A 19,003-nucleotide genomic window follows, 5' to 3' on the forward strand; every position below is an offset into this window, starting at 1 on the left:
AGCCCTGACTCCGGTCAGGGCTTTTTCTTTTCTGTGCAGCCCCTCGCGAAGTGCCCCTGCCAAACTGCATATGCACCCGCACAGGTACAGCTGCTACCGTCCGCGTTCCCTGGCCCATGGTGGTGTGCCCCATGCGTGACGCAGCGATCCGGCAAGCGCAGTACCTTCCGCTGGGCGCCATGCTGGCCCTGATCGGGTTTGCGTTCACGGTGCCTGGCTACGACTCCATGTCACAGCATCTGAGCGAACTGGGGCTGATGCCGGGCCTGCCGGCCAGAGCGTTGCAGGCCGCGCCGATGCTGAGTGGAGCGGCCATCATCCTCTTCAGCTTGGCGCTGCTTGCCGGGGGCGGCGATTCGCGCCTGCTGCGCTCACCTCCGTGCTGTTCGGCGCCGCCATGTTCAGCAACGGCGCCTTCACCACCGGCAGCCCATTGCACGGCCTGTATGCCATCGGCATCTTCTCGATCCTGACCCCGCTGCTGTTCCAGGTGGCACTCGGTGCCGACGCATCCCCGCGCATGGCCTGGGTGGCGCCGGCGACGTCGCTGCTGGGCATGGGCTACCTGTGGCTGATGACGTCCGGGTTTGATCCGCCGCCGTACCGGGGCCTGACCCAGCGCATTGCGTTGCTGCCGGCGTTCGGCTGGTACACCTTCGCTGCGCTGGAATTGCGCCGGGTGCATGCACGTCGCTGAGGTCGGACTGCTACGCTGGCCACTGCGCACGAACGCCTACAGGCACGCGGGATGCTGATCCGGCCACTGCAACACGACGACGCGGACACGCTGTGGGCAGCCCGCCTGCAGGCACTGCGTGAATCACCCGCTGCGTTCCTGTCCACGCTGGCCGAGGCCAGCGGTGAGACCGCACAGGTGATGCGGACTCAACTTGATGACGCCCATACCCGTTACTTCGGCGCCTTTGACCAGGCACAGCTGGTTGGCTTCCTGCGCTATGTGCGGCCCGTACGTTTGTCACGGCGGCACACGGCGGAAATTCACAGCGTCCACGTGAGCGCAGGGCATCGTGGGCACGGAATCGCCCGGCAGCTGTTCCTTGGGGCATTTGCCGCCGCACGCGCGGAGGACATCGAGTCGCTCACCCTCACGGTGCTGGCAGACAACGCTGCCGCGCGCGGACTGTACGCGTCGCTGGGATTCATCGAATCCGGCATCGAGCCGCGCGCGGTGAAGCGCGATGGCCGCTATGTGGACATGGTGTCGTACTGGATTGCACTGGCCTGACGGCCGAGGGGGCCTGCGAAATGCCAGGACAGCCCGGCGGCACGTGCAGGCATCCCCGATCCGCCGTATCGTGCGCTGGTGGTCCATTGCGAACCAGGGAGAGGTGAGGGATGAAGGGAATTCTGCTTGCGGTAGCCCTGATGGCGGGTGGCGCGCCGCTGGCGTCGGCCCAGGTCTACAAGTGCAAGGGCGCATCCGGGGAAACGGTGTACAGCCAGAATCCATGCGCCGCCGGTGCTGAGCCCATGAAGCTGCGCTCCACCCGTCCCTCGACCGAATCTGCGGGGGAGGCGTCGAACCGCGCCGCCGTGTACCAGAACACCGCGCTGGCCGACGCCGGTATCGCCGAGCGCAACTGCGTGCAGGGCGAGCGCTCCCGCATCTACGGCCCGTTGGAGTCACGCAGCCAACAGATGGGCCGCCAGATTGCTGAACTGAACCGGCAACTGGCTACGGCGGGCACCCAACTGGCCGGTGCCACCCAGGATTCAGGCATTCGTGCACAGATCGCCAGCCTGCAGCAATCGATGAGTGCGGAGCGGGTTGCCGCGGATACCCAGATGTCGAACGCACGCGAGCAGTGCGCTGCGACCCGCCGCGAACGGGAGCGCTCGGTGCGCGACACGTTCAGCAACACGCCCGCGACCTCGCGCTGATCCGGCCGCTACGCCGGAGCCTGCTCCGGCGTCTGCGCCCGGAAGTTGCGCCCGACCGGTTCACCCACGCCCAGGTAGTGGCGGAACAGATAGATCAACGGTTTCCAGCGGGCGACATCGATGTGCTGGCTGCCTGCATGGGTGATCGCCTCATGCGCATGCACGCAGCGGACGCGGCCTTCGACGATCACGAAGTGCTGGCCATCGTCCTCGCTGGGTGCGTGCATCGCCATCACCGTGACTTCCACCTGCAACGGGCATTCGGCAATCGTCGCAGGTGCCACCTGGGCGGACGGCACGCTGCTGAAGCCGCCCAACGCGAACTTGTCGCGGACATGCACATAGCCCATCGCCTGCTTGGCATCAGGCACCGGGTCACGCCCGGTCGCGCGCGCGATGGCCTCGACCTGGGCCGCCTGCGCAGAGGAGGGAAAGTTCAGCACGCACTCGTTGCGCAGCTGCAGGTTGCGATAACCCTGGCCCTGCGTGCCGAGCCCCAGCACGACCCGGTTGCCCAGTGCCCAGAACGATGAGAGCGGGCTGATGTTGCTGCTGCCGTCTGGATTGAGCGTGGTCATCAACACGACGGGCGTTCCCGGGTAGAGGACCGAAGGGGTGATGCGCCGACGCGGGATCGAAGGATTCGTCAATGCGGTTCTCGGAAGAGCGGGGTGGTGACTGTGCGCCGAGGCGGGCCGGCAATGCTTCGGCCTGCATCGAACTGTCGGCTGGGCCTTGCATGCCACAATGCCGGCATGGTCCACACCTCCGGTTCCCTTGTCAGCGTCGGTGCCCTGGTCGGTGACCAGGCACGCGCCGCGATGCTGCTGCAGCTGATGGATGGCCGCGCCTACACCGCGATGGAACTGGCGCGGGTGGCCGGGGTGACGCCACAGACGGCGAGCACGCATCTGCGTCGCCTGATCGAAGGCGATCTGCTGGTCGCCATCCCGCAGGGCCGCCACCGCTACCATCGACTGGCGTCCACCGAGGTCGCGGACATGCTGGAGGGCATCCTGCGGGTTGCCGACCGCACGCCGTCCTGCACCGCGGCTGCGTCGCGCAGCATGCCGGCGCTGCGCGAGGCGCGCTCCTGCTACAGGCATCTGGCGGGTGTGCATGCCGTGGCCATCACCGATCGCCTGCTGCAGGCCGGGCACCTTTTGCCGTGTGATGGCTATTGGCAAGTGACTCCGGAGGGGGCCGAGTTCCTGAAGGCGCTCGGCCAGCCGCTGGTCGAGGTGCTGCAGCGCCCTGCAACCAGCAAGCCCGCACGCTATTGCCGCGGTTGCCTGGATTGCACGGAGCGGCGCCCGCATCTGGCCGGGCTGGTCGGTGAGGCGATGCTGGACAGCTTCGTGAAGAATGATTGGCTGCGGCGCGTGGACGGCCGGCGAGAACTGCGACTGACACCGCCCGGGCGCGAGGCGCTGTGGAAGCGGTTTGGCCTGCCATCCTGAGCGGCGTTGACCAGTCTCATCCGCCCGCGACATGGGGAGGCGCTATGGTCGAGTTCCAAGTCTTAGGGAGCTGCAATGGCGAGCAAGGACACGATGAATCGCAATACACAGCCGGGGCGCCGGCAATGAACAAATCCGCTGCGGAAGTACGCTGGTTGACGTTCCGGCTGATGAACGGCCAGTCGATTGGCCCCGACCGGTTGAAGGATGGATGGGTGATTGCTTCGGAGACCCGGCACTGCGGGGTGCGCCGCGAGGCCGTTGAGGGCGCGGGCGTGGTCTACGCGCTGTATGCACCGGCCAATCTGGCCTCACCGCGCCGCGCGGAAATGCGCATGCGCGAGTTCCTGATGAGTTCGGGTTACACCTTCACGATGGGTACGCTGGGCGGCTGACGCCGCCCGTTGCGTTTACGGGCGCACCGTCAGCGCCTGGCCGAGTGCTCCGATCGGGCCGCGCGCATCATGCAGCACGGTGCTGGTCAGGCCGATGCCGAGGCGGCCGAACGACACCGACGTGTCGAAGCCCAGCCACTCGCCTTCGGGCATGCCGAACAGGTGAGCGGTGAGGTCCAGGTTGGGGAAGGCGACCTCCTTCGGATCGGCACGTACCGCCATGCCGTTGGACAGGTCGAACAGCGTCGCGGCGCGGGCCAATGGGCTGACCATTTCTCTATCCAGCAGCGGCTGTGTTGCGCGTGCCCAGTAGGTTGCGCGGCCGGGGCCCTGGTCGTGGCGACGGATCTCGATGCTCTGGATGAAGCCACCGGGCCAGACCGTGCCCGGGTCCCACGCCGGCATCGATTCCGGTGGAGCAATGCCTGGAATCGGCGTGCCGGCGATCGCCTCGGTGTCGTTCGGGCGCATCAACCAGGCGCGCGCGCGCAGAGCCGGGCGATCGTCATGCCGCAGCGTGGCCTCGACCAGCTCGATGGTGCGGCCACCTCGCAGCACCTGTACGTCGGCCTCCATCGCTTCGATCGGAATGGTGCCGAGGATGTCGTAGGACAGGCGCGCGATCAGGAAGCCATGGCCACGCGCCGCGGCATCACGCTCCAGGTGGTGGGCGAGCAGGCCGATCGCCGGCGCGATGTGCTGCTCGCGGATGTTCCAGGCGCCGCCGGTATGTTCGGTCGGCAGGTAGCGGGTCTCGCTCAGTCGTTCGAAGAAGGCCATCGAGTGCGTTGCTTCAGCAGGGAAGGAAGGTGGCAGGAACTCCACCGGTCTCTGCATCGTAAGCGTTCGGCACCGCAGCGGGAGGAGCCGGCTCCCGCAGGAGCCGGCCGGATGCCGGTCAGGACGACTGGCAATCCATTTCGCGGCACATCTTGTACTGGGCCAGGCATTCTGCGGGTGTCTTGGCCAGTGGGCCTGAGTTTGCGCGCAGACAGTACTCGTACTGCTGGCTGCAGAATTCACAGGGTCCTGCGGCGAAGGCCAGGCCGGTCACGGCCATGCCAAGGAGCATCACGGTCTTCAAGGTCGTCTTGATCATCACGTCAGTCCTTTGTCTGCCCATCAATGGGCGGGGCTACCATAGCAGTCCTTCCAGCGCGGCCTTGACGCACCGCGACACGCGTTGTTTTCACCGCTGTGCAGCCTTCAACGCCTCGAGCACGTCGGCTTCAGAGAAACCACAATGCCCGGCGCCCGCCGCAGGCAGGACCCGTGGCAAGGGCCGTGCGCCGGCTTGCGCCGCCAGCTGCGGATACACCGCCTGCATGTGCGGCACGATGGTGGGATCGTTGTGGTTGAACTGGATCACCAACGGCCGCTTCAAGGCACCGCTCAGTGCCAGCTTCGTGCGGACATCGGCCTGCGCGGCAGGCACGGCGTCGACACGCCGTACACCGGCATTGAACGCCGTATCGTCACCGAAGCCGCGGTAGATCACGCCCCTGTTGCCCACCGGCATGCCGCCACTGCGCGCAGCCAGTTCGTGCAGGACCAGTGCGTGCAGGCTGATCGTACCGGCCAGCGCGTCAGTAGAGACCTGCAACTGCCTGGCCAGCACGGCGGCATGTTCCGGGTTCCGCTGCAGCGCATTGGCAATGCCTTGATACAGGGTTGCCTGTGGCAGCGCGGCCGCTTCCGGCGAAGCCAGCCCGGTGGTCGGCAGGCCGTCTGCGTTGGGGAAGAAGTAATCGAACGCGACCAGCGTGGTCAGCAGGTTGGCGGCGATCTGCTCGCCACTGAGGTTGGCGCCGCACAGCGAGGCGCCCCCGGCGTAGTGCTGCGGATATCGCTCGAGGCTGGCGATGGCCACCGCGCCGCCCATCGAGAATCCGAGCATCCAGGTGCTGCGCACGCGCTTGAGTTCGTCCAGCGCGTGCCGGCGCAGGCGCTCCATGTCGGTGATCGCATCGGCTACGGCCCAACCCTGGCTGGAATACGCGCTCTGCGCGACTGCGTAACCGGCGGCCAGCAGTGTTGCGGTGCTGTCGTTGGCGGTCATCGGCGTGGTGCGCGGCACGCCCACCGGCTCATAGCCATGCGCCAGCATCACCAGGTCGCCGTTCCATCCGGCCGGCACGTCCAGGCGCCACGGCGCTCCCTGCAGTTCGCCACTGAGTGCGCGTGGTGCAGTGGCTGGCGCGGCCAGCAACGATGTCGACGGCAGCAGCAGGCCGAGAGCGAGGGCGCAACGAAGCAAGCAGCGCATCGTGGTCGTTCCATCCGGGAATGGCGCCGAGCATAGATGCCCCGGGAATGCTGCGCGCGCTGCATTGCCGCAGGGAAGTGCCGGTCGGTCGCGTGGCCGTCACGGCCATGCAGCCCTCGCGGCACTTTCAGGTAGAGCCGCCGGCCGGTTCGCCCAGTGGCGCGGTGAATCCGATACGATCTGTCGTATTGAAGTAATTCCGTTTGATCTGGAGTCCTGTCATGGTCGACCGCCTCGCCATCCTGCTCGAACGCTTCTCGGTCACCGCCTCGGTGTTCCATGCCGGCGCGTTGTGCGGCATCAACACCCTGGAAGGCGAGGATGAGGCTGGCCAGCTGCACCTGGTGCGGCGGGGCCCGCTGCAGGTCAGCCATGGCTCGCAGACGGTGCAGGTCGACGCCCCCAGCCTGCTGCTGTACCCCCGGCCGATGCCCCACCGGTTCATCACCGAACCGCAGCAGGGTGCCGACATGGCCTGCGCCAACCTGCATTTCGAAGGCGGCCGGCTTAATCCGATCAGCGCTGCGCTGCCCGATTTCATCTGCCTGCCGCTGGCCGATCTGTACGGCGGCCATGCCGCGCTGGAGCTGCTGTTCGAAGAGGCCTTCGAGCAGCGCTGCGGGCGTGCGGCAATGGTCAACCGGCTGTTCGAGGTGGTGATGATCCAGGTACTGCGCCAGCTGATGGAAGGTGGCGAGATGCGTGGTGGCCTGTTCGCCGGGCTCGGTCATCCGCGCCTGCGGTTGGCGCTGGTGGCGATGCACGAAGCGCCCGCACAGGCGTGGACGCTGGAAGACCTGGCCGATGTGGCGGGCATGTCGCGCAGCGTGTTCGCGGCCAGTTTCCGCGAGGCGATGGGTACCACGCCGGGCCACTACCTGCAGGGCTGGCGGGTGGGGTTGGCCCAGCAGGCACTGCGCCAGGGCCGGCCTTTGAAGCGGATCGCCGACGACGTCGGTTATGGCAGCGAGGCCGCCCTGTCGCGGGCGTTCAAGGCACACACCGGGCAGTCGCCCCGGGAATGGCGTGTGCAGGCGCGCGCCAGCGCTGCCTGATCGTCAGCCCAGCACCAGCCGGGCCAGCTTCATGCCGCCGAACAGGCCCGCCAGGCCCAGGGCCACCGAGCCCCCGGCGTACAGCGCTGCCAGCCCATGCTGGCCGCGCTGCAGCAGCAGGCCGATCTCCAGCGCATAGGTCGAGAACGTGGTGTAACCGCCCAGAATGCCGGTGGCCAGCAGCAGTCGCAGCTGGGGTGAAGCGCCGTTGCGCAGGGCAAAAGCCTCGACCACCACGCCCATCAGCAGCGCGCCGCTGATGTTGATCAGGAAGGTCGACCAGGGCCAGGGGCTGCCGACCGCCACGCGGGCGCCGATCAGGTTGCAGGCGTGGCGCAGGCAGGCACCCAGGCCGCCTCCGATGAAGACCAGGAAATAATTGTTCAACGCTTGCATCGTGTGCCTCGAGTACGGGTTCGCAGGTCCGATGGCGAACGCCGAGGGCAGGCACGGCCTGCCGTCGACGAACACCGGGTTCGTCTTGGCAGGAGCCATCAGCCCTTGCAGGCGGTTATCGGGGGAGCTCCATCCCCATCGCGGCCCATGCTACCAGCGGCAGTGCGTTTACGTCATCGAGGTCGTCAGTACGCGGGCGACCTTGCTGCGGCTGAAGCCATCCATCAACAGCTCGAACGCAAGCAGGTCCAGCGCGGCATGGCGACGGTGGTCGATCTCCAGCCCGTTCTCGGCCACCAGGTGGCTGACCAGCTCGTAGGCGTCCTGCCAGACATCCAGATGGGCCTGGCTGGGGATGTAGGCATTGCCGGGTTCGCCTACGCCGCGCCCGGTCACCCCGTACAGCAGCTCGCGCGCGTCCAGCTTGGCTGCGTCCGCAATGCGGAACAGCTGTGCGGCCTTCACATGGGAGGCGCTCACATGGTCATTGAGCCAGTTGCTGATGGTTGCCGTTGTGGATTTTGCGGCGCGGGCCAGGTCGGCCGGGCGAGGGTGCCCGGCTTTCTTCATGGCGGCGGCGAGTCGTTGGCCGAGAGTATTCATCTATGCAAGCCAGCTTAACGCGTGGAATGCCAAGAAACCTTGCCGCAAGAATAAGTCTGGTTAACAGAAGAACCGACCGTGACCGAATTCTGGAGCAAACGGCAGGTGCGTACCCGGCTGGGACTGAGGACCGATGCCGAACTGGCCCGCTTCTTTGGCATAAGCCGATCCGCAGTGTCGCAATGGCCTAAGGACCTTCCGATTCCTGCCCTGCGGCAGTACATCCTGCGTCAGCGCTACCCGCATCTGTTCCCTGCAACCGACGCGCCAGGCAGCGAATCCATCTGATTTGCGCCGTGTTTTGTCGCATCTAGCACACTAAGCGGCATTTGCTAAGTAGACTTAGCAAAATGGGCAAATTCGATGGTTCCAGAGAACTCGATCAGTGTGGTCAATAGAAGGTCGTCGTCTGCCGGGCAGGTGGCACGTCGGGTTCAACCCATCCGGCATGGCCGGGGCACCGTATGTTGTTTTGTGAACGATTAATAATTTCGATCACGAAAGTCGATGCATGTAATTGACCTGTCGTGAAATTTATGACTAATTGGCATCAACCGGACGTGAAGCCCGGGAGTCTTTCAGTAGCACGCAAGTGAGTCGGTAGACCGTCAACGATGCAGAACAAGTCCAACGGAGGTCGTATGGAATACGGCATGCATGGCTTGGCTGAACGGGTACGCCGCGAACTGGAAGCCAGCTATCACAAACACGGATGCGGTCCGGCGTTCTGGGATACCTACCAGCAGGTGCTCGATCGCCTGGTCCCGCAGGGCACCGAGCGTACCGAAGTCACCAATGAAATGGCGCTGATCATCGAGCAGCTGGGCATCGTCCGCCGTGCGCAGCTGGTTCCGCCGCACGCCGACGGGCCGCGCTGATTCAGAGCAGGCGCCAAGCGCCACAGGCAAGCAGCGCCAGCAGCAGAGACAACAGGGCCAGGGTCCGCGGTCGCCACCAGCGCGGCGGCTGGCCGGTCATCACCTGCGGACTGCAGTAGCGCAGCAGCCCCGACCCGAAACCAGCCCGGTGCTGCTGTTGTGCACAGGCGTCCAGGCAGGCGCCGCAGGCCAGGCAATCGGCCTGCGGCCCCTGGCGGATGTCCAGCTGCATCGGGCAGGCGCTGACACAGGCGTTGCAGTCGGTACAGTCACCCAGGCGGTCAGCGCTGAAGGTCGGCATCGGTCCTGCCAGCAGCGGATGCGCGGCACGAAACGCGTAGTCCTGCGCGGTGGTCGGGTCGAGCAGACCACGGCCGCGACCGAGTACACCGCCCTGGCCAAATGGGCGCGCTCCGCGTGGCTCGCCGCGACGGGCGTCATACAGCACGCGTGGTGTGTGTGGATCGGTCAGCAATGGCTGCAGGCGTGCGAACGGGCACAGCGAACGGCAGACCTGCTCACGCAGGAAGCCGGCATTGCCCCAGGTGGCAGCGGCGTAGAACAGTACCCAGAACGTTTCCCCGCCACTCCAGGCGGCGTGCGGCGCGGCAGCCACCAGCCCGGCGATCGGGCTGAACAGGCCGACAAAGGTGATTCCGGTCCACAACGACAGCAGGCCCCATGCAAGCTGCGTGGCCGGCCGCGCCAGTGCCGGCGGCAGTGCCCGGGACACGGTGCGGCCGATCCAGTCGAAGGCACCTCGCCACAACGTCTGCGGGCAGGCATGGCCGCACCAGATGCGTCCGGCCAGATGGGTGAGCAGCGCAAGGCTCACCGCCAGCACCGCCAACAGACCGATCATCACTCCGACGTCACCCGGCCACAGCGTCCAGCCGAACAGGTCGAAGCGCCGGGCATTGATGTCCAGCAGCACGGCCTGATGATCGTCCCAGCGCAACCAGGGCAGGGTATAGAACAGTGCAAGCAGGCCTGCGCTGAGGTTGCTTCGCCAGTGTCGCGGGCGTGCCGTCGCGGAGCAGGGCGTACTCATCCCAGTGGCAGCTCGTCGTCGTCGTCGCTTGGCATCGGCCGTTGCAGGTACCAGGTGACCGCGCTGGACAGCGCCGTCACCGTCCAGAACATGAAAAAGCCTGCGGTATAGCCCAGCTCGCGGCTGATGGTGGTTTCCGGGAAGCTGATGGCCTGCAGGCGCAACGGATCGACGAAGGCGAAGAACACCACGCTGGCCACGCCGGCAGCGATGAAACTGGGCCAGAGGATCGCGCCCCATTGCTGGACCAACTGCTGGCGACGGCTGAGGGAGGGTCTGTTCATGCTGTCCCGGATCGGAAAGGGGGCGGCGCGTATACTCCGCCTGATCCGGCGCAGCATCCGCAGGGCATGCTTCCTGCAAGCGTGCCAGCCTAGGGGCAGCGAACTGCGCCGACATTGATCTGGATCAACGGCGGTGCCGGCCGGCTGCGGCACACTGCCGGCACGCTTTGGGTACCCGATGAACGCTACGCCTCCGCCTGTCATCCCCGTTGCCTCGCTCGAGTTGTGTACCGAGCAGGAAGTGACCCGCCTGGTCCACGACTTCTATGCGCGCGTGCGCGAAGAAGAGCGGTTGGGGCCGGTGTTCGAGGCACATGTCCACGACTGGCCGGAGCACCTGGCGCAGCTGGTCGACTTCTGGTCGGCGATGCTGCGCGCTACCCGTCGCTTCAAGGGCTCGCCGATGTCCAAGCACATGGCCATCGAGCTGGACAAGGACCTGTTCGACCGCTGGCTGGTGCTGTTCCGCATCACCACCGCCGAATGCAACAACCCGCCGATGCAGGCGCTGGCCAACGACGTGGCCGCACGCATCGGTGACACCTTCTGGAAACGCTACCAGATGCTGCGCTGGCCGCAGGTCGGCCTGCCGGTGCTGGGCATCCCCGCCAAGGATTGATCTGGGTCAAGGCGGCGACGGCCGCCCGGCGCGATGCTGGCGCCATGGACACGTTCTCTCCCGCTGCCGGCGGCCTGGCCTGGACCTTCGACCCCGACCTGTTGCGCCGCCACGATCGGCCCGGGCCGCGCTATACCTCGTACCCGACCGCGCCGCATTTCCACGACGGCTTCGACGCGCCGGCACTGCGTCAGGCGATCGCCGACAGCAACCAGCTGGCCCGCGCGCTGTCGCTGTACGTGCATGTGCCGTTCTGTTCCAGCCCCTGCTTCTACTGCGGCTGCAACCGGGTGATCACCCGCGATCGCGGCCGTGGCCACAGCTACGTCTCGCGCGTGCTGGCCGAGGCCGACCTGCTGGCGCCGCAGTTCGAGGACGGCCGTGAGGTCATCCAGCTGCACCTGGGCGGGGGCACACCGAACTTCCTCGATGCCGAGGCGATGACCACCCTGGTGGAAGGCCTGCGCCGCCGCTTCGATTTCAGCGATTCGCCACAGCGTGATTTCTCGATCGAACTCGACCCGCGCTTCATCGATACCCACGACGTCGCCATGCTGGCGCGGCTGGGTTTCAACCGCGCCAGCCTGGGTGTGCAGGACTTTGATCCGCACGTACAGGAGTCGATCAACCGCATACAGGGCGTGCAGCAGACGCTGGATATCCTGCAGGCCTGCCGCGACAGCGGCATGCGCTCGGTCAACGTTGACCTGATCTATGGCCTTCCCGGGCAGAGCCTGGAGGGGTTCGGCCGTACCCTTGAGCGGGTGCTGGCCCTGCGCCCGGATCGCCTGGCGGTGTATGGCTACGCACATCTGCCGCACCTGTTCCGCGCACAGAAGCAGATCGACGAACGCCGCTTGCCCTCGCCGGAAGACAAGCTGGCGCTGCTGGGCCTGGCGGTCGAGAAGCTCTCCGCGGCTGGCTACCAGTACATCGGTATGGATCACTTCGCGTTGCCGGAAGAGGATCTGTCACGCGCGCAGCGCGCAGGCCAGCTGCATCGCAATTTCATGGGGTACACCACCCACGCCGATACCGATCTGCTGGGCCTGGGCGTGAGTGCGATCAGCCACATTGGTGCCACCTACAGCCAGAATCCGCGCGACCTGCCGTCGTGGGAGGACGCGGTGGACCAGGGCCAGCTGCCGGTCTGGCGCGGCGTGGCATTGAGCGCCGACGACCAGCTGCGCGCGGAACTGATCCAGCAGCTGATGTGCCAGGGCGAGGTGGATGGCGCTGTGCTGGGCCAGCGCCACGGCGTGGATTTCGAGCGGTACTTCGCCGAAGACCTGCGGTCGGTGCAGCGGCTGCAGGAGGACGGTCTGGCGGAGTATCGCGAGGGCGTGGTGCGTGCCAGCGAGCCGGGACGGCCGCTGCTGCGGCTGCTGGCGATGTGCTTCGATCCGTACCTGCGCGCGGCGCATGAGCAGCCGCGTTACTCGCGTGCGATCTGAAAACTCAGCGCTTCCTGCCGACACCGCGCTCCGGATTGCGAGCGGCCATGCCATAGCCGCAGTGGGTCGTGTGGACCCGGCCGCCTATGTCGGTATAGGAGGTGGAATAGCTGCCGTCACTGTACTCGGTGCGGGTCCTTCCACCGATATCGGTGCGCGAGTACGAGGTGCTGCCGTCGCTGTAGCGGGTACGGACGTTGCCGGAGCTGTCCTTGCTCGAGGTCGAATAACTGCCATCGCTGTACTCGGTGCGGGTGTTCCCCGAAATGTCGATCTGTCTCGTCGAAGACGATCTGCCATCACTGTAGCGGCGGTGTACGTTCCCGGAGATGTCACGCCTGCTTGTCGCCGTGGAGCCGTCGCTGTATTCCGTTCGGGACGTATCGGACGTCACGCGCTGGGTCAGCGACGACTGCGCCATCGCCGGAAGACTGGAGGTGCAGAGCAGGGCAAGCATCAGGGCAGAAGTCTTCATGTGCGGGTTCCTTGTGCAATGCCCCGAAGGGCGGACGCCATCCTGTGCTGCGATGTTGGTGCCCGGAGCCGGAATCGAACCGGCATGGGGTTGCCCCCGGCGGATTTTAAGTCCGATGCGTCTACCAGTTTCGCCATCCGGGCCTGCAGCGCGGCGCCGATTGTAGCCCACCCACCGCGCCGTGGCCTGATCCTCCAGGGGGAGTGGCGTGCTTAACTGTCGTTCCTATTCATGTCATAGTCCCAGCCATCGTTCCCAGGGGGGGAGCCACCTGATGTCGCTACACGCGATTGCCTATGCCAGTGAGGCCCGTGCCGATCTGCAGACAACCGATCTTGATCGCCTGCTGGCCGATGCCACGGCATTCAATCGCGTAGCGGGTGTCACCGGTGTCCTGATGTTCGATGGGACGCGTTTCCTGCAGTATCTGGAAGGCCCGGAAGATGGCATCGATTCGGTGTTCCAGCGCATCGTCAATGCGCGCAGCCATGGACAGGTGAAGATGCTGTGCCGGGCACCGGTGCTGCAGCGGGCGTTTCCGCGCTGGTCGATGGGTACCCGCAGGATCGAGGCGGACCTGCTATCGCAGATCGTCGAGGCGGCATGGCCGGGTTTCCTGCTCGGCAGTGGTGGCTTCGAACGCCTGCTGCAGGCCTGGACCGGCGCAGACGGCGAGCTGGAGCCGGCGGCGGTCGCGCTGGGCTCCTGAGCCCGCCTTGGCGGCGGCGCGCCGGGGCCTTAGGCTGTAGCCTTTCTGGTGTGGGTTTCCCGGAGTGGTACAGCGAATGAGTGTGTGGGCCGAAGCCATGGCAACGCGAGCGCGATTGCATCCGTTGCAGGAAATGCGCCGATGAGCGCGCCGGTCGCGGCGGCCGTGGCGCCGCGCCTGGCAGTGATCGGCCTGGGTTACGTCGGCCTGCCACTGGCGGTGTCGTTCGGTCGCCACTGGCCGACCCTGGGTTTCGATATCGATGCCGGCCGCATCGCCGAGCTGCGCAGGGGCCAGGACCACACGCTGGAAGTGGAGGCTGAAGAGCTGGCCAGCGCGCATCAGCTGCAGTACGGCAGCGATGCGGCCCTGCTTGATGCCTGCAATGTCTACATCGTGACCGTGCCGACCCCGATCGATGCCTGCGAGCAGCCCGATCTGGAGCCGCTGCGTTCGGCCACCCGCCTGATCGCCAGCCATCTGCGCGAGGGCGATCTGGTGATCTACGAATCCACGGTGTATCCGGGCACCACGGAGGAAGTCTGCGTGCCGCTGCTGGAGCAGGGCTCGGGCCTGCGCTTCAACCAGGATTTCTCCTGCGGCTACAGCCCGGAACGGGTCAGCCCCGGCGATCGCCAGCGGCGCCTGTCCGACATCCGCAAGATCACCTCCGGTTCGACGCCAGAAGCCGCTGCGGTGATCGATGGCCTGTACCAGCGCATCATCGCGGCGGGCACGTTTCCGGCGCCGTCGATGCGCGTGGCCGAAGCGGCCAAGGTGGTTGAGAACATCCAGCGTGACGTCAACATCGCGCTGGTCAACGAACTGGCGCTGATCTTCGACCGGCTCGGCATCGATACCCAGGATGTGCTCGATGCGGCGGGCAGCAAGTGGAACTTCCTGCCGTTCCGGCCGGGCCTGGTCGGCGGCCACTGCATCGGCGTGGACCCGTACTACCTGCTGCACAAGTCCGAGAGCGTGGGCTACCACCCGGACCTGATCCATACCGCGCGGCAGGTCAACAACCGTGTCGGCGAGCACGTGGCGGCGCGCGTGCTGGCGATGCTGGCCGAGCATGGTCGTGCGCCGGCACAGGCGCGGATCCTGGTGCTGGGCGTGACCTTCAAGGAGGATTGCCCTGACCTGCGCAACAGCCGCGCGCTGGAGCTTGCGCAGCGCCTGCGCGATGCCGGTGCGCGGGTTGAAGTCAGTGACCCGTGGGTCGGCCCCGCGGCGCTGGCCGATGAAGGTGTGCACTGGCTGGCCGAACCCGTGGCGGGAAGCTATGACGCAGTGGTGCTGGCAGTGGCCCATGCCCGTTTCAAGGCGATGGATGAAGCCCAGATCCGGGGCCTGCTGGCCCCCGGGGGACTGGTCTACGACGTGAAATCGGCCTGGCCGCGCAACGTGGTTGACGATCGCCTGTAAACCCGGCGGACGGGCGGCGCGGTAGACTCGGGGACAGTTGCAACCGAGGAAAGCCATGCACCGGTATATCGTCTACCTGCTCGCCATCCTGATGTTCCCGATATGCCTGTGGCTGGCCACGATCTGGCCGGCCTGGTACTGGGGCGTCGGCCTGACTGCCGCGATGGTGGCGCTGGGGACCTGGGATCTGCTGCAGAAGCGCAGCACGCTGCGCCGCAACTATCCGGTGATGGCGCATTTCCGCTACGGCCTGGAATCGATCGGCCCGGAGATCCGCCAGTACTTCGTGCAGAGCGACCTGGAAGACGTGCCGTTCTCGCGGCAGCAGCGTGCATTGATCTACCAGCGCGCCAAGAACGAGATGGACACGGTGCCGTTCGGTACCCTGCGCAGCACCTATGCGGTGGACTACGAGTGGATCAACCATTCGCTGGCACCCACCTCCATCGCCAAGCATGATTTCCGCGTGCTGATCGGCGCCAACTGCGCCAAGCCCTATTCGGCCAGCGTGTTCAACATCTCGGCGATGAGCTTCGGCTCGCTGTCGGCCAATGCGATCCGTGCGTTGAACGAAGGGGCGCGCCGCGGTGGCTTCTACCACGACACCGGCGAAGGCTCGATCTCGCCCTATCACCGCGAGATGGGCGGCGATCTGGTCTGGGAAATCGGCTCCGGCTATTTCGGTTGCCGTGACGAAAAGGGTGCCTTCAGCGAAGAGCGCTTCGTCGCCAACGCCACCCGCGATCAGGTCAGGATGATCGAGATCAAGCTGTCGCAGGGCGCCAAGCCGGGCCACGGTGGCGTGCTTCCGGCACCGAAGGTGACCGCCGAGATCTCGGTGACCCGTGGCGTGCCGATGGGCGTGGACTGCGTGTCGCCGTCGCGTCACTCGGCGTTCTCGACACCTGTCGAACTGCTGCAGTTCGTCGCGCGCCTGCGCGAGTTGTCCGGTGGCAAACCGGTGGGTTTCAAGCTGGCCATCGGCCACCCCTGGGAATGGTTCGGTATCGCCAAGGCGATGCAGGAAACCGGTCTGCTTCCCGACTTCATCGTGGTCGACGGTGCCGAGGGCGGCACCGGTGCGGCACCGGCCGAGTTCGTCGACCACGTCGGCGTGCCGATGCACGAAGCGCTGCTGCTGGTGCACAACACGCTGGTCGGCCTGGACCTGCGCGAGCGCATCCGCATCGGCGCGGCCGGCAAGATCACCAGTGCATTCGACATCGCGCGCACCATCGCACTGGGCGCCGACTGGTGCAATGCCGGGCGTGGCTTCATGTTCGCGCTGGGTTGCATCCAGTCGTTGAGCTGCCACACCGACAAGTGCCCGACCGGCATCGCCACCCAGAATCCGGCGCGCTGGAAGCATCTGGACGCACCAGACAAGGCCACGCGCGTGCACAGCTACCACGAGCACACACTGCATGCCTTGAAGGAACTGCTGTGTGCGGCCGGGCTGAACGATCCGGCCGAACTGGGGCCTGAGCACATCCTGCGTCGCGTTTCGCCGGTCGAGATCCGTTCGCTGGCCTCCCTGTACCGCTACCTGGAACCGGGCGAGCTGCTGCACAAGGTGCCCGACCACGCGGTGTTCCATGCATTCTGGGCCGATGCGCGCAGCGACTCGTTCCAGCCGCCGCCGAAGATCCAGGCACTGCGCGCCAGCAAGTCTCGGTAGCTGCCGTTGTAGAGTCCGAGCCATGCTCGACTGCGTGCCTGGAACGAAGAACAGTCGAGCAAGCTCGACTCTACAAGGAGATGTCATGCAGTTCAGAACAGGCACGGCCGATGATGTAGCCACGCTGTGGGCGCTGCGCACGCGGTGTGTGCGCGAGACCTGCAGCAGCCATTACCCGCCGGAGGTGATCGCGCCCTGGTCGGCCTCGCCACCGCCGTCGCAGTACGCGCGGCTGCTGGGGCAGGGCGGCTGCGTGGTGGCCGAGGATGCGCAGGGCGCCCTGCTTGGCTTCGGCGTGTTCGATACCGATGCCAATGAAGTCGATGCGTTGTTCGTTGATCCGGACCGGGGCGGCAAGGGGATCGGCCAGGCCCTGATGCAGCGCCTGCTGGCGATGGCCGACCGTGAGCGTGAGGTGGTGCTGTCGGCCTCGCTCAATGCCGTGCCGTTCTACCAACGGCAGGGCTTCATTACCGTGCGTGAGGAAGCCTACCCGCATCCCAGCGGCGTGGCGCTGGCCTCGGTGAGCATGCGCCGGCCGTGGTGACCGCCCGGCGATTGTAGGCTCGACTCCTTTTCCATCCAGTCGAGCATGGCTCGACTCTACAGGGCAGGCTTTACCGCCCGGCCAACCATCCGATCACACCTTCCGCCGCACGCAGGCCGCTGGCGTAACAGGCAGTAAGAAGATAGCCGCCGGTCGGAGCCTCCCAATCGAGCATCTCGCCGGCACAGAACACGCCGGGCAAGGCCTGCAGCATCAGGCCATCATCCAGTGCATCCAGGCGTACGCCACCGGCCGTGCTGATCACTTCGGCCATCGGTCGTGGCCGCAGCAGGCGCAACGGCAGCCGCTTGAGCGTGGAGGCCACGGCAGTCAGATCGTTGCCGGCCTCCTTGCCGAGGATCTCGAACACCAGCGCCGCCTTCACTGCATCCAGGCCGGCCTGCCGGCGCAGGTGCTCGCCGAAGCTGCGGCCCTTGCGCGGGCGCGACAGGTCGGCCAGCAGGCGTGCCTCGTCGCGGCCCGGCGCCAGATCCAGCCACAGCATGGCGTGGCCATCGCGGTTGATGGTCTCGCGCAGGTCAGCCGCCAGCGCGTAGACCAGGCTGCCTTCGATACCGTATTCGCTGGCTACGCATTCGCCCTGCAACGATTGCGGCTGTCCGGCCAGGTCGATCCAGTGCGCAACCACCGGTTTCAACGGTGCGCCGGCATTGCGCTGGGCGAAGAACGGCGTCCACTCCACGTCGAAACCGCAATTGGCCGACTGCAGGGGCGCAATGTCCACGCCACGGGCCTGCAGAGGCGCTACCCAGGCGCCATCACTGCCCAGCTGCGGCCAGCTGCCGCCGCCCATCGCCAGCACCGTGGCATCGGCATGGACATCGATCTCGCCCGCTTCGGTGACGAAGCGCAGCGCGCCGTCGTTGCTCCAGCCGATCCAGCGATGGTTGGCATGCAGGCGTACGCCTTGTTCCTTCAGCCGGCGCACCCAGCCGCGCAGCAGTGGCGCGGCCTTGCGGTCGACCGGGAACACGCGGCCGGAGCTGCCCACGTAGGTCTCCACGCCGAAACCGGCGGCCCAGTCACGCAGTGCCTGTGCGTCGAAGCCGTCCAGCCACTGGCCGACGGCCGCCGCCTGCTCGCGGTAACGGCTGTCGAACAGCGGCCGCGGATCGGAATGGGTGAGGTTGAGCCCACCCTTGCCGGCGATCAGGAACTTGCGGCCGGGCGAACCCTTGGCCTCGTACAGGTCGACGTCCAGCCCGGCCGCACGCAGGCGCTCGGCGGCGAACAGGCCGGCCGGGCCACCGCCGATCACGGCGACCCGACGCTGCATTGCGGTATTACGGTTTGACATCGAGCAGCTCGACGTCGAACACCAGCGACGAGCCGGCCGGAATCGGGCCGACCCGGCGGTCGCCGTAGCCGTAGTCCGGCGGGATCATCAACGTGCGCTTGCCGCCAACCTTCATGCCGGCCACGCCTTCATCCCAGCCACGGATGACCTGGCCGGCGCCGAGTGCGAAAGTGAACGGTTCGCCGCGGCTGACCGAGCTGTCGAAGGTCTTGCCGTGCCTGGTCTCGGTGCGGTTGTCGTAGATCCAGCCGGTGTAGTGCACGGTGACCTTGCTGCCGGCGACAGCCTCGGCACCGGTGCCGGGCACGCTGTCGATGCGCTCGAAGGTGGTCAGGGTGCCACCCGGCGGCGGGCCGGAGGGCTCGGTCGAACAGCCAGCGGCGGCGAGGGACAGCAGCAGGGGAAGCAGCAGGCGGCGCATCGGGCGTCTCCGGAAGGGCGCAGGGTGAGGGCGGCAAGGGTAGCGCATCGGTGCCGGGTATCAT

The 19,003-nt window shown here is 66.5% G+C and carries 25 protein-coding genes, 1 tRNA gene and 1 riboswitch; of the genes, 14 read left to right on the top strand and 12 right to left on the bottom strand.

What is annotated here, in order from left to right; translation table 11 throughout:
• The first annotated feature begins 397 nt into the window (after positions 1-397).
• The 3 genes from AC5P7U_RS14855 (at position 398) to AC5P7U_RS14865 (ending at position 1,902) form a co-directional block, all read left to right on the top strand.
• Positions 398-697 carry a hypothetical protein gene (locus AC5P7U_RS14855; RefSeq protein ID WP_197563436.1) on the top strand — a complete coding sequence of 100 codons (300 nt, stop codon included), beginning with the start codon at positions 398-400 and terminating at the stop codon, positions 695-697.
• 51 nt (positions 698-748) lie between these two features.
• Positions 749-1,246: a GNAT family N-acetyltransferase gene (locus AC5P7U_RS14860; protein WP_006430427.1), complete on the top strand. Its 498-nt coding sequence runs from the start codon at positions 749-751 to the stop codon at positions 1,244-1,246.
• 110 nt (positions 1,247-1,356) lie between these two features.
• The gene (locus AC5P7U_RS14865; protein WP_006430428.1) at positions 1,357-1,902 is read left to right on the top strand and encodes a DUF4124 domain-containing protein; all 546 of its coding nucleotides are present in this window, start codon (positions 1,357-1,359) and stop codon (positions 1,900-1,902) included.
• An 8-nt stretch (positions 1,903-1,910) separates the two neighbouring features.
• Here AC5P7U_RS14865 and AC5P7U_RS14870 read toward each other — a convergent pair whose 3' ends face one another.
• On the bottom strand, positions 1,911-2,480 hold the full coding sequence (locus tag AC5P7U_RS14870) for a flavin reductase family protein (RefSeq protein WP_312563049.1): 570 nt from the start codon (positions 2,478-2,480) through the stop codon (positions 1,911-1,913).
• Between the two features lie 177 nt (positions 2,481-2,657).
• Between AC5P7U_RS14870 and AC5P7U_RS14875 the strand changes: the two genes are divergently transcribed.
• Both AC5P7U_RS14875 and AC5P7U_RS14880 read left to right on the top strand, forming a co-directional pair.
• Entirely contained in the window at positions 2,658-3,362 is a 705-nt protein-coding gene (locus AC5P7U_RS14875; RefSeq protein ID WP_197563440.1) for an ArsR/SmtB family transcription factor, read from the top strand.
• Between the two features lie 125 nt (positions 3,363-3,487).
• Positions 3,488-3,757 carry a hypothetical protein gene (locus AC5P7U_RS14880; protein WP_049456400.1) on the top strand — a complete coding sequence of 90 codons (270 nt, stop codon included), beginning with the start codon at positions 3,488-3,490 and terminating at the stop codon, positions 3,755-3,757.
• A gap of 15 nt (positions 3,758-3,772) precedes the next feature.
• Here the strand turns inward: AC5P7U_RS14880 and AC5P7U_RS14885 are convergent, their stop codons facing one another.
• From AC5P7U_RS14885 to AC5P7U_RS14895, 3 genes are all read right to left on the bottom strand, one after another.
• On the bottom strand, positions 3,773-4,537 hold the full coding sequence (locus AC5P7U_RS14885; protein ID WP_197563441.1) for an acyl-CoA thioesterase domain-containing protein: 765 nt from the start codon (positions 4,535-4,537) through the stop codon (positions 3,773-3,775).
• Between the two features lie 118 nt (positions 4,538-4,655).
• On the bottom strand, positions 4,656-4,856 hold the full coding sequence (locus AC5P7U_RS14890) for a hypothetical protein (RefSeq protein WP_040008088.1): 201 nt from the start codon (positions 4,854-4,856) through the stop codon (positions 4,656-4,658).
• A gap of 90 nt (positions 4,857-4,946) precedes the next feature.
• Complete coding sequence (locus AC5P7U_RS14895) at positions 4,947-6,023, bottom strand: alpha/beta hydrolase family protein (RefSeq protein ID WP_006430492.1); 1,077 nt, start codon at positions 6,021-6,023, stop codon at positions 4,947-4,949.
• A gap of 221 nt (positions 6,024-6,244) precedes the next feature.
• Between AC5P7U_RS14895 and AC5P7U_RS14900 the strand changes: the two genes are divergently transcribed.
• Complete coding sequence (locus tag AC5P7U_RS14900; RefSeq protein ID WP_006430494.1) at positions 6,245-7,078, top strand: AraC family transcriptional regulator; 834 nt, start codon at positions 6,245-6,247, stop codon at positions 7,076-7,078.
• A 3-nt stretch (positions 7,079-7,081) separates the two neighbouring features.
• On the opposite strand, the gene crcB is transcribed toward AC5P7U_RS14900, so the two are convergent.
• Together crcB and AC5P7U_RS14910 are read right to left on the bottom strand one after the other, a co-directional pair.
• On the bottom strand, positions 7,082-7,474 hold the full coding sequence (crcB, locus tag AC5P7U_RS14905) for a fluoride efflux transporter CrcB (protein ID WP_006430497.1): 393 nt from the start codon (positions 7,472-7,474) through the stop codon (positions 7,082-7,084).
• An 82-nt stretch (positions 7,475-7,556) separates the two neighbouring features.
• A riboswitch (Fluoride riboswitch) is annotated at positions 7,557-7,620 on the bottom strand.
• A gap of 22 nt (positions 7,621-7,642) precedes the next feature.
• Positions 7,643-8,044 carry an XRE family transcriptional regulator gene (locus AC5P7U_RS14910; protein WP_040008084.1) on the bottom strand — a complete coding sequence of 134 codons (402 nt, stop codon included), beginning with the start codon at positions 8,042-8,044 and terminating at the stop codon, positions 7,643-7,645.
• Between the two features lie 111 nt (positions 8,045-8,155).
• On the opposite strand from AC5P7U_RS14910, the gene AC5P7U_RS14915 reads away from it, so the two are divergent.
• Both AC5P7U_RS14915 and AC5P7U_RS14920 read left to right on the top strand, forming a co-directional pair.
• Positions 8,156-8,365 (top strand): helix-turn-helix domain-containing protein, encoded by a 210-nt coding sequence (locus AC5P7U_RS14915; RefSeq protein ID WP_080376007.1) that lies wholly within the window; start codon positions 8,156-8,158, stop codon positions 8,363-8,365.
• A 353-nt stretch (positions 8,366-8,718) separates the two neighbouring features.
• Complete coding sequence (locus AC5P7U_RS14920; RefSeq protein ID WP_008267971.1) at positions 8,719-8,955, top strand: hypothetical protein; 237 nt, start codon at positions 8,719-8,721, stop codon at positions 8,953-8,955.
• Position 8,956: 1 nt separating this feature from the next.
• Here the strand turns inward: AC5P7U_RS14920 and AC5P7U_RS14925 are convergent, their stop codons facing one another.
• Together AC5P7U_RS14925 and AC5P7U_RS14930 are read right to left on the bottom strand one after the other, a co-directional pair.
• Positions 8,957-10,006: a 4Fe-4S dicluster domain-containing protein gene (locus AC5P7U_RS14925; protein ID WP_197563443.1), complete on the bottom strand. Its 1,050-nt coding sequence runs from the start codon at positions 10,004-10,006 to the stop codon at positions 8,957-8,959.
• A complete protein-coding gene (locus tag AC5P7U_RS14930; RefSeq protein WP_197563445.1) occupies positions 10,003-10,290 on the bottom strand; it encodes a hypothetical protein in 288 nt (95 codons plus the stop codon). The genes AC5P7U_RS14925 and AC5P7U_RS14930 overlap by 4 nt, the downstream gene beginning before the upstream one ends.
• Before the next feature lie 178 nt (positions 10,291-10,468).
• Between AC5P7U_RS14930 and AC5P7U_RS14935 the strand changes: the two genes are divergently transcribed.
• Positions 10,469-10,909 carry a group III truncated hemoglobin gene (locus AC5P7U_RS14935; RefSeq protein WP_197563447.1) on the top strand — a complete coding sequence of 147 codons (441 nt, stop codon included), beginning with the start codon at positions 10,469-10,471 and terminating at the stop codon, positions 10,907-10,909.
• A 44-nt stretch (positions 10,910-10,953) separates the two neighbouring features.
• On the top strand, positions 10,954-12,363 hold the full coding sequence (hemN, locus tag AC5P7U_RS14940) for an oxygen-independent coproporphyrinogen III oxidase (RefSeq protein WP_006430510.1): 1,410 nt from the start codon (positions 10,954-10,956) through the stop codon (positions 12,361-12,363).
• 4 nt (positions 12,364-12,367) lie between these two features.
• On the opposite strand, the gene AC5P7U_RS14945 is transcribed toward hemN, so the two are convergent.
• Positions 12,368-12,838 carry a hypothetical protein gene (locus tag AC5P7U_RS14945; protein WP_197563449.1) on the bottom strand — a complete coding sequence of 157 codons (471 nt, stop codon included), beginning with the start codon at positions 12,836-12,838 and terminating at the stop codon, positions 12,368-12,370.
• Positions 12,839-12,894: 56 nt separating this feature from the next.
• Positions 12,895-12,981: transfer RNA gene (locus AC5P7U_RS14950), tRNA-Leu, on the bottom strand.
• Positions 12,982-13,112: 131 nt separating this feature from the next.
• Between AC5P7U_RS14950 and AC5P7U_RS14955 the strand changes: the two genes are divergently transcribed.
• From AC5P7U_RS14955 to AC5P7U_RS14970, 4 genes are all read left to right on the top strand, one after another.
• Positions 13,113-13,547 carry a BLUF domain-containing protein gene (locus AC5P7U_RS14955; protein WP_006430513.1) on the top strand — a complete coding sequence of 145 codons (435 nt, stop codon included), beginning with the start codon at positions 13,113-13,115 and terminating at the stop codon, positions 13,545-13,547.
• A 141-nt stretch (positions 13,548-13,688) separates the two neighbouring features.
• Complete coding sequence (locus tag AC5P7U_RS14960) at positions 13,689-14,975, top strand: nucleotide sugar dehydrogenase (RefSeq protein ID WP_197563451.1); 1,287 nt, start codon at positions 13,689-13,691, stop codon at positions 14,973-14,975.
• A gap of 55 nt (positions 14,976-15,030) precedes the next feature.
• On the top strand, positions 15,031-16,653 hold the full coding sequence (locus tag AC5P7U_RS14965) for an FMN-binding glutamate synthase family protein (RefSeq protein WP_197563453.1): 1,623 nt from the start codon (positions 15,031-15,033) through the stop codon (positions 16,651-16,653).
• A gap of 85 nt (positions 16,654-16,738) precedes the next feature.
• Positions 16,739-17,200 carry a GNAT family N-acetyltransferase gene (locus AC5P7U_RS14970; protein ID WP_197563455.1) on the top strand — a complete coding sequence of 154 codons (462 nt, stop codon included), beginning with the start codon at positions 16,739-16,741 and terminating at the stop codon, positions 17,198-17,200.
• A 70-nt stretch (positions 17,201-17,270) separates the two neighbouring features.
• Here the strand turns inward: AC5P7U_RS14970 and AC5P7U_RS14975 are convergent, their stop codons facing one another.
• Both AC5P7U_RS14975 and AC5P7U_RS14980 read right to left on the bottom strand, forming a co-directional pair.
• Positions 17,271-18,518 (bottom strand): TIGR03862 family flavoprotein, encoded by a 1,248-nt coding sequence (locus AC5P7U_RS14975; protein ID WP_197563457.1) that lies wholly within the window; start codon positions 18,516-18,518, stop codon positions 17,271-17,273.
• A complete protein-coding gene (locus tag AC5P7U_RS14980) occupies positions 18,505-18,939 on the bottom strand; it encodes an FKBP-type peptidyl-prolyl cis-trans isomerase (protein WP_049456389.1) in 435 nt (144 codons plus the stop codon). The genes AC5P7U_RS14975 and AC5P7U_RS14980 overlap by 14 nt, the downstream gene beginning before the upstream one ends.
• Positions 18,940-19,003 lie beyond the last annotated feature (64 nt).

This window comes from Stenotrophomonas sp. YJH_SMC_57 (assembly GCF_059369755.1).

Coding starts and splice junctions, on each gene's coding strand:
- AC5P7U_RS14855 (WP_197563436.1), top strand. CDS start 398: ATGTTCAGCAACGGCGCCTTCACCACCGGCAGCCCATTGCACGGCCTG.
- AC5P7U_RS14860 (WP_006430427.1), top strand. CDS start 749: ATGCTGATCCGGCCACTGCAACACGACGACGCGGACACGCTGTGGGCA.
- AC5P7U_RS14865 (WP_006430428.1), top strand. CDS start 1,357: ATGAAGGGAATTCTGCTTGCGGTAGCCCTGATGGCGGGTGGCGCGCCG.
- AC5P7U_RS14870 (WP_312563049.1), bottom strand. CDS start 2,480: ATGACCACGCTCAATCCAGACGGCAGCAGCAACATCAGCCCGCTCTCA.
- AC5P7U_RS14875 (WP_197563440.1), top strand. CDS start 2,658: ATGGTCCACACCTCCGGTTCCCTTGTCAGCGTCGGTGCCCTGGTCGGT.
- AC5P7U_RS14880 (WP_049456400.1), top strand. CDS start 3,488: ATGAACAAATCCGCTGCGGAAGTACGCTGGTTGACGTTCCGGCTGATG.
- AC5P7U_RS14885 (WP_197563441.1), bottom strand. CDS start 4,537: ATGGCCTTCTTCGAACGACTGAGCGAGACCCGCTACCTGCCGACCGAA.
- AC5P7U_RS14890 (WP_040008088.1), bottom strand. CDS start 4,856: ATGATCAAGACGACCTTGAAGACCGTGATGCTCCTTGGCATGGCCGTG.
- AC5P7U_RS14895 (WP_006430492.1), bottom strand. CDS start 6,023: ATGCGCTGCTTGCTTCGTTGCGCCCTCGCTCTCGGCCTGCTGCTGCCG.
- AC5P7U_RS14900 (WP_006430494.1), top strand. CDS start 6,245: ATGGTCGACCGCCTCGCCATCCTGCTCGAACGCTTCTCGGTCACCGCC.
- crcB (WP_006430497.1), bottom strand. CDS start 7,474: ATGCAAGCGTTGAACAATTATTTCCTGGTCTTCATCGGAGGCGGCCTG.
- AC5P7U_RS14910 (WP_040008084.1), bottom strand. CDS start 8,044: ATGAAGAAAGCCGGGCACCCTCGCCCGGCCGACCTGGCCCGCGCCGCA.
- AC5P7U_RS14920 (WP_008267971.1), top strand. CDS start 8,719: ATGGAATACGGCATGCATGGCTTGGCTGAACGGGTACGCCGCGAACTG.
- AC5P7U_RS14925 (WP_197563443.1), bottom strand. CDS start 10,006: ATGAGTACGCCCTGCTCCGCGACGGCACGCCCGCGACACTGGCGAAGC.
- AC5P7U_RS14930 (WP_197563445.1), bottom strand. CDS start 10,290: ATGAACAGACCCTCCCTCAGCCGTCGCCAGCAGTTGGTCCAGCAATGG.
- AC5P7U_RS14935 (WP_197563447.1), top strand. CDS start 10,469: ATGAACGCTACGCCTCCGCCTGTCATCCCCGTTGCCTCGCTCGAGTTG.
- hemN (WP_006430510.1), top strand. CDS start 10,954: ATGGACACGTTCTCTCCCGCTGCCGGCGGCCTGGCCTGGACCTTCGAC.
- AC5P7U_RS14945 (WP_197563449.1), bottom strand. CDS start 12,838: ATGAAGACTTCTGCCCTGATGCTTGCCCTGCTCTGCACCTCCAGTCTT.
- AC5P7U_RS14955 (WP_006430513.1), top strand. CDS start 13,113: ATGTCGCTACACGCGATTGCCTATGCCAGTGAGGCCCGTGCCGATCTG.
- AC5P7U_RS14960 (WP_197563451.1), top strand. CDS start 13,689: ATGAGCGCGCCGGTCGCGGCGGCCGTGGCGCCGCGCCTGGCAGTGATC.
- AC5P7U_RS14965 (WP_197563453.1), top strand. CDS start 15,031: ATGCACCGGTATATCGTCTACCTGCTCGCCATCCTGATGTTCCCGATA.
- AC5P7U_RS14970 (WP_197563455.1), top strand. CDS start 16,739: ATGCAGTTCAGAACAGGCACGGCCGATGATGTAGCCACGCTGTGGGCG.
- AC5P7U_RS14975 (WP_197563457.1), bottom strand. CDS start 18,518: ATGTCAAACCGTAATACCGCAATGCAGCGTCGGGTCGCCGTGATCGGC.
- AC5P7U_RS14980 (WP_049456389.1), bottom strand. CDS start 18,939: ATGCGCCGCCTGCTGCTTCCCCTGCTGCTGTCCCTCGCCGCCGCTGGC.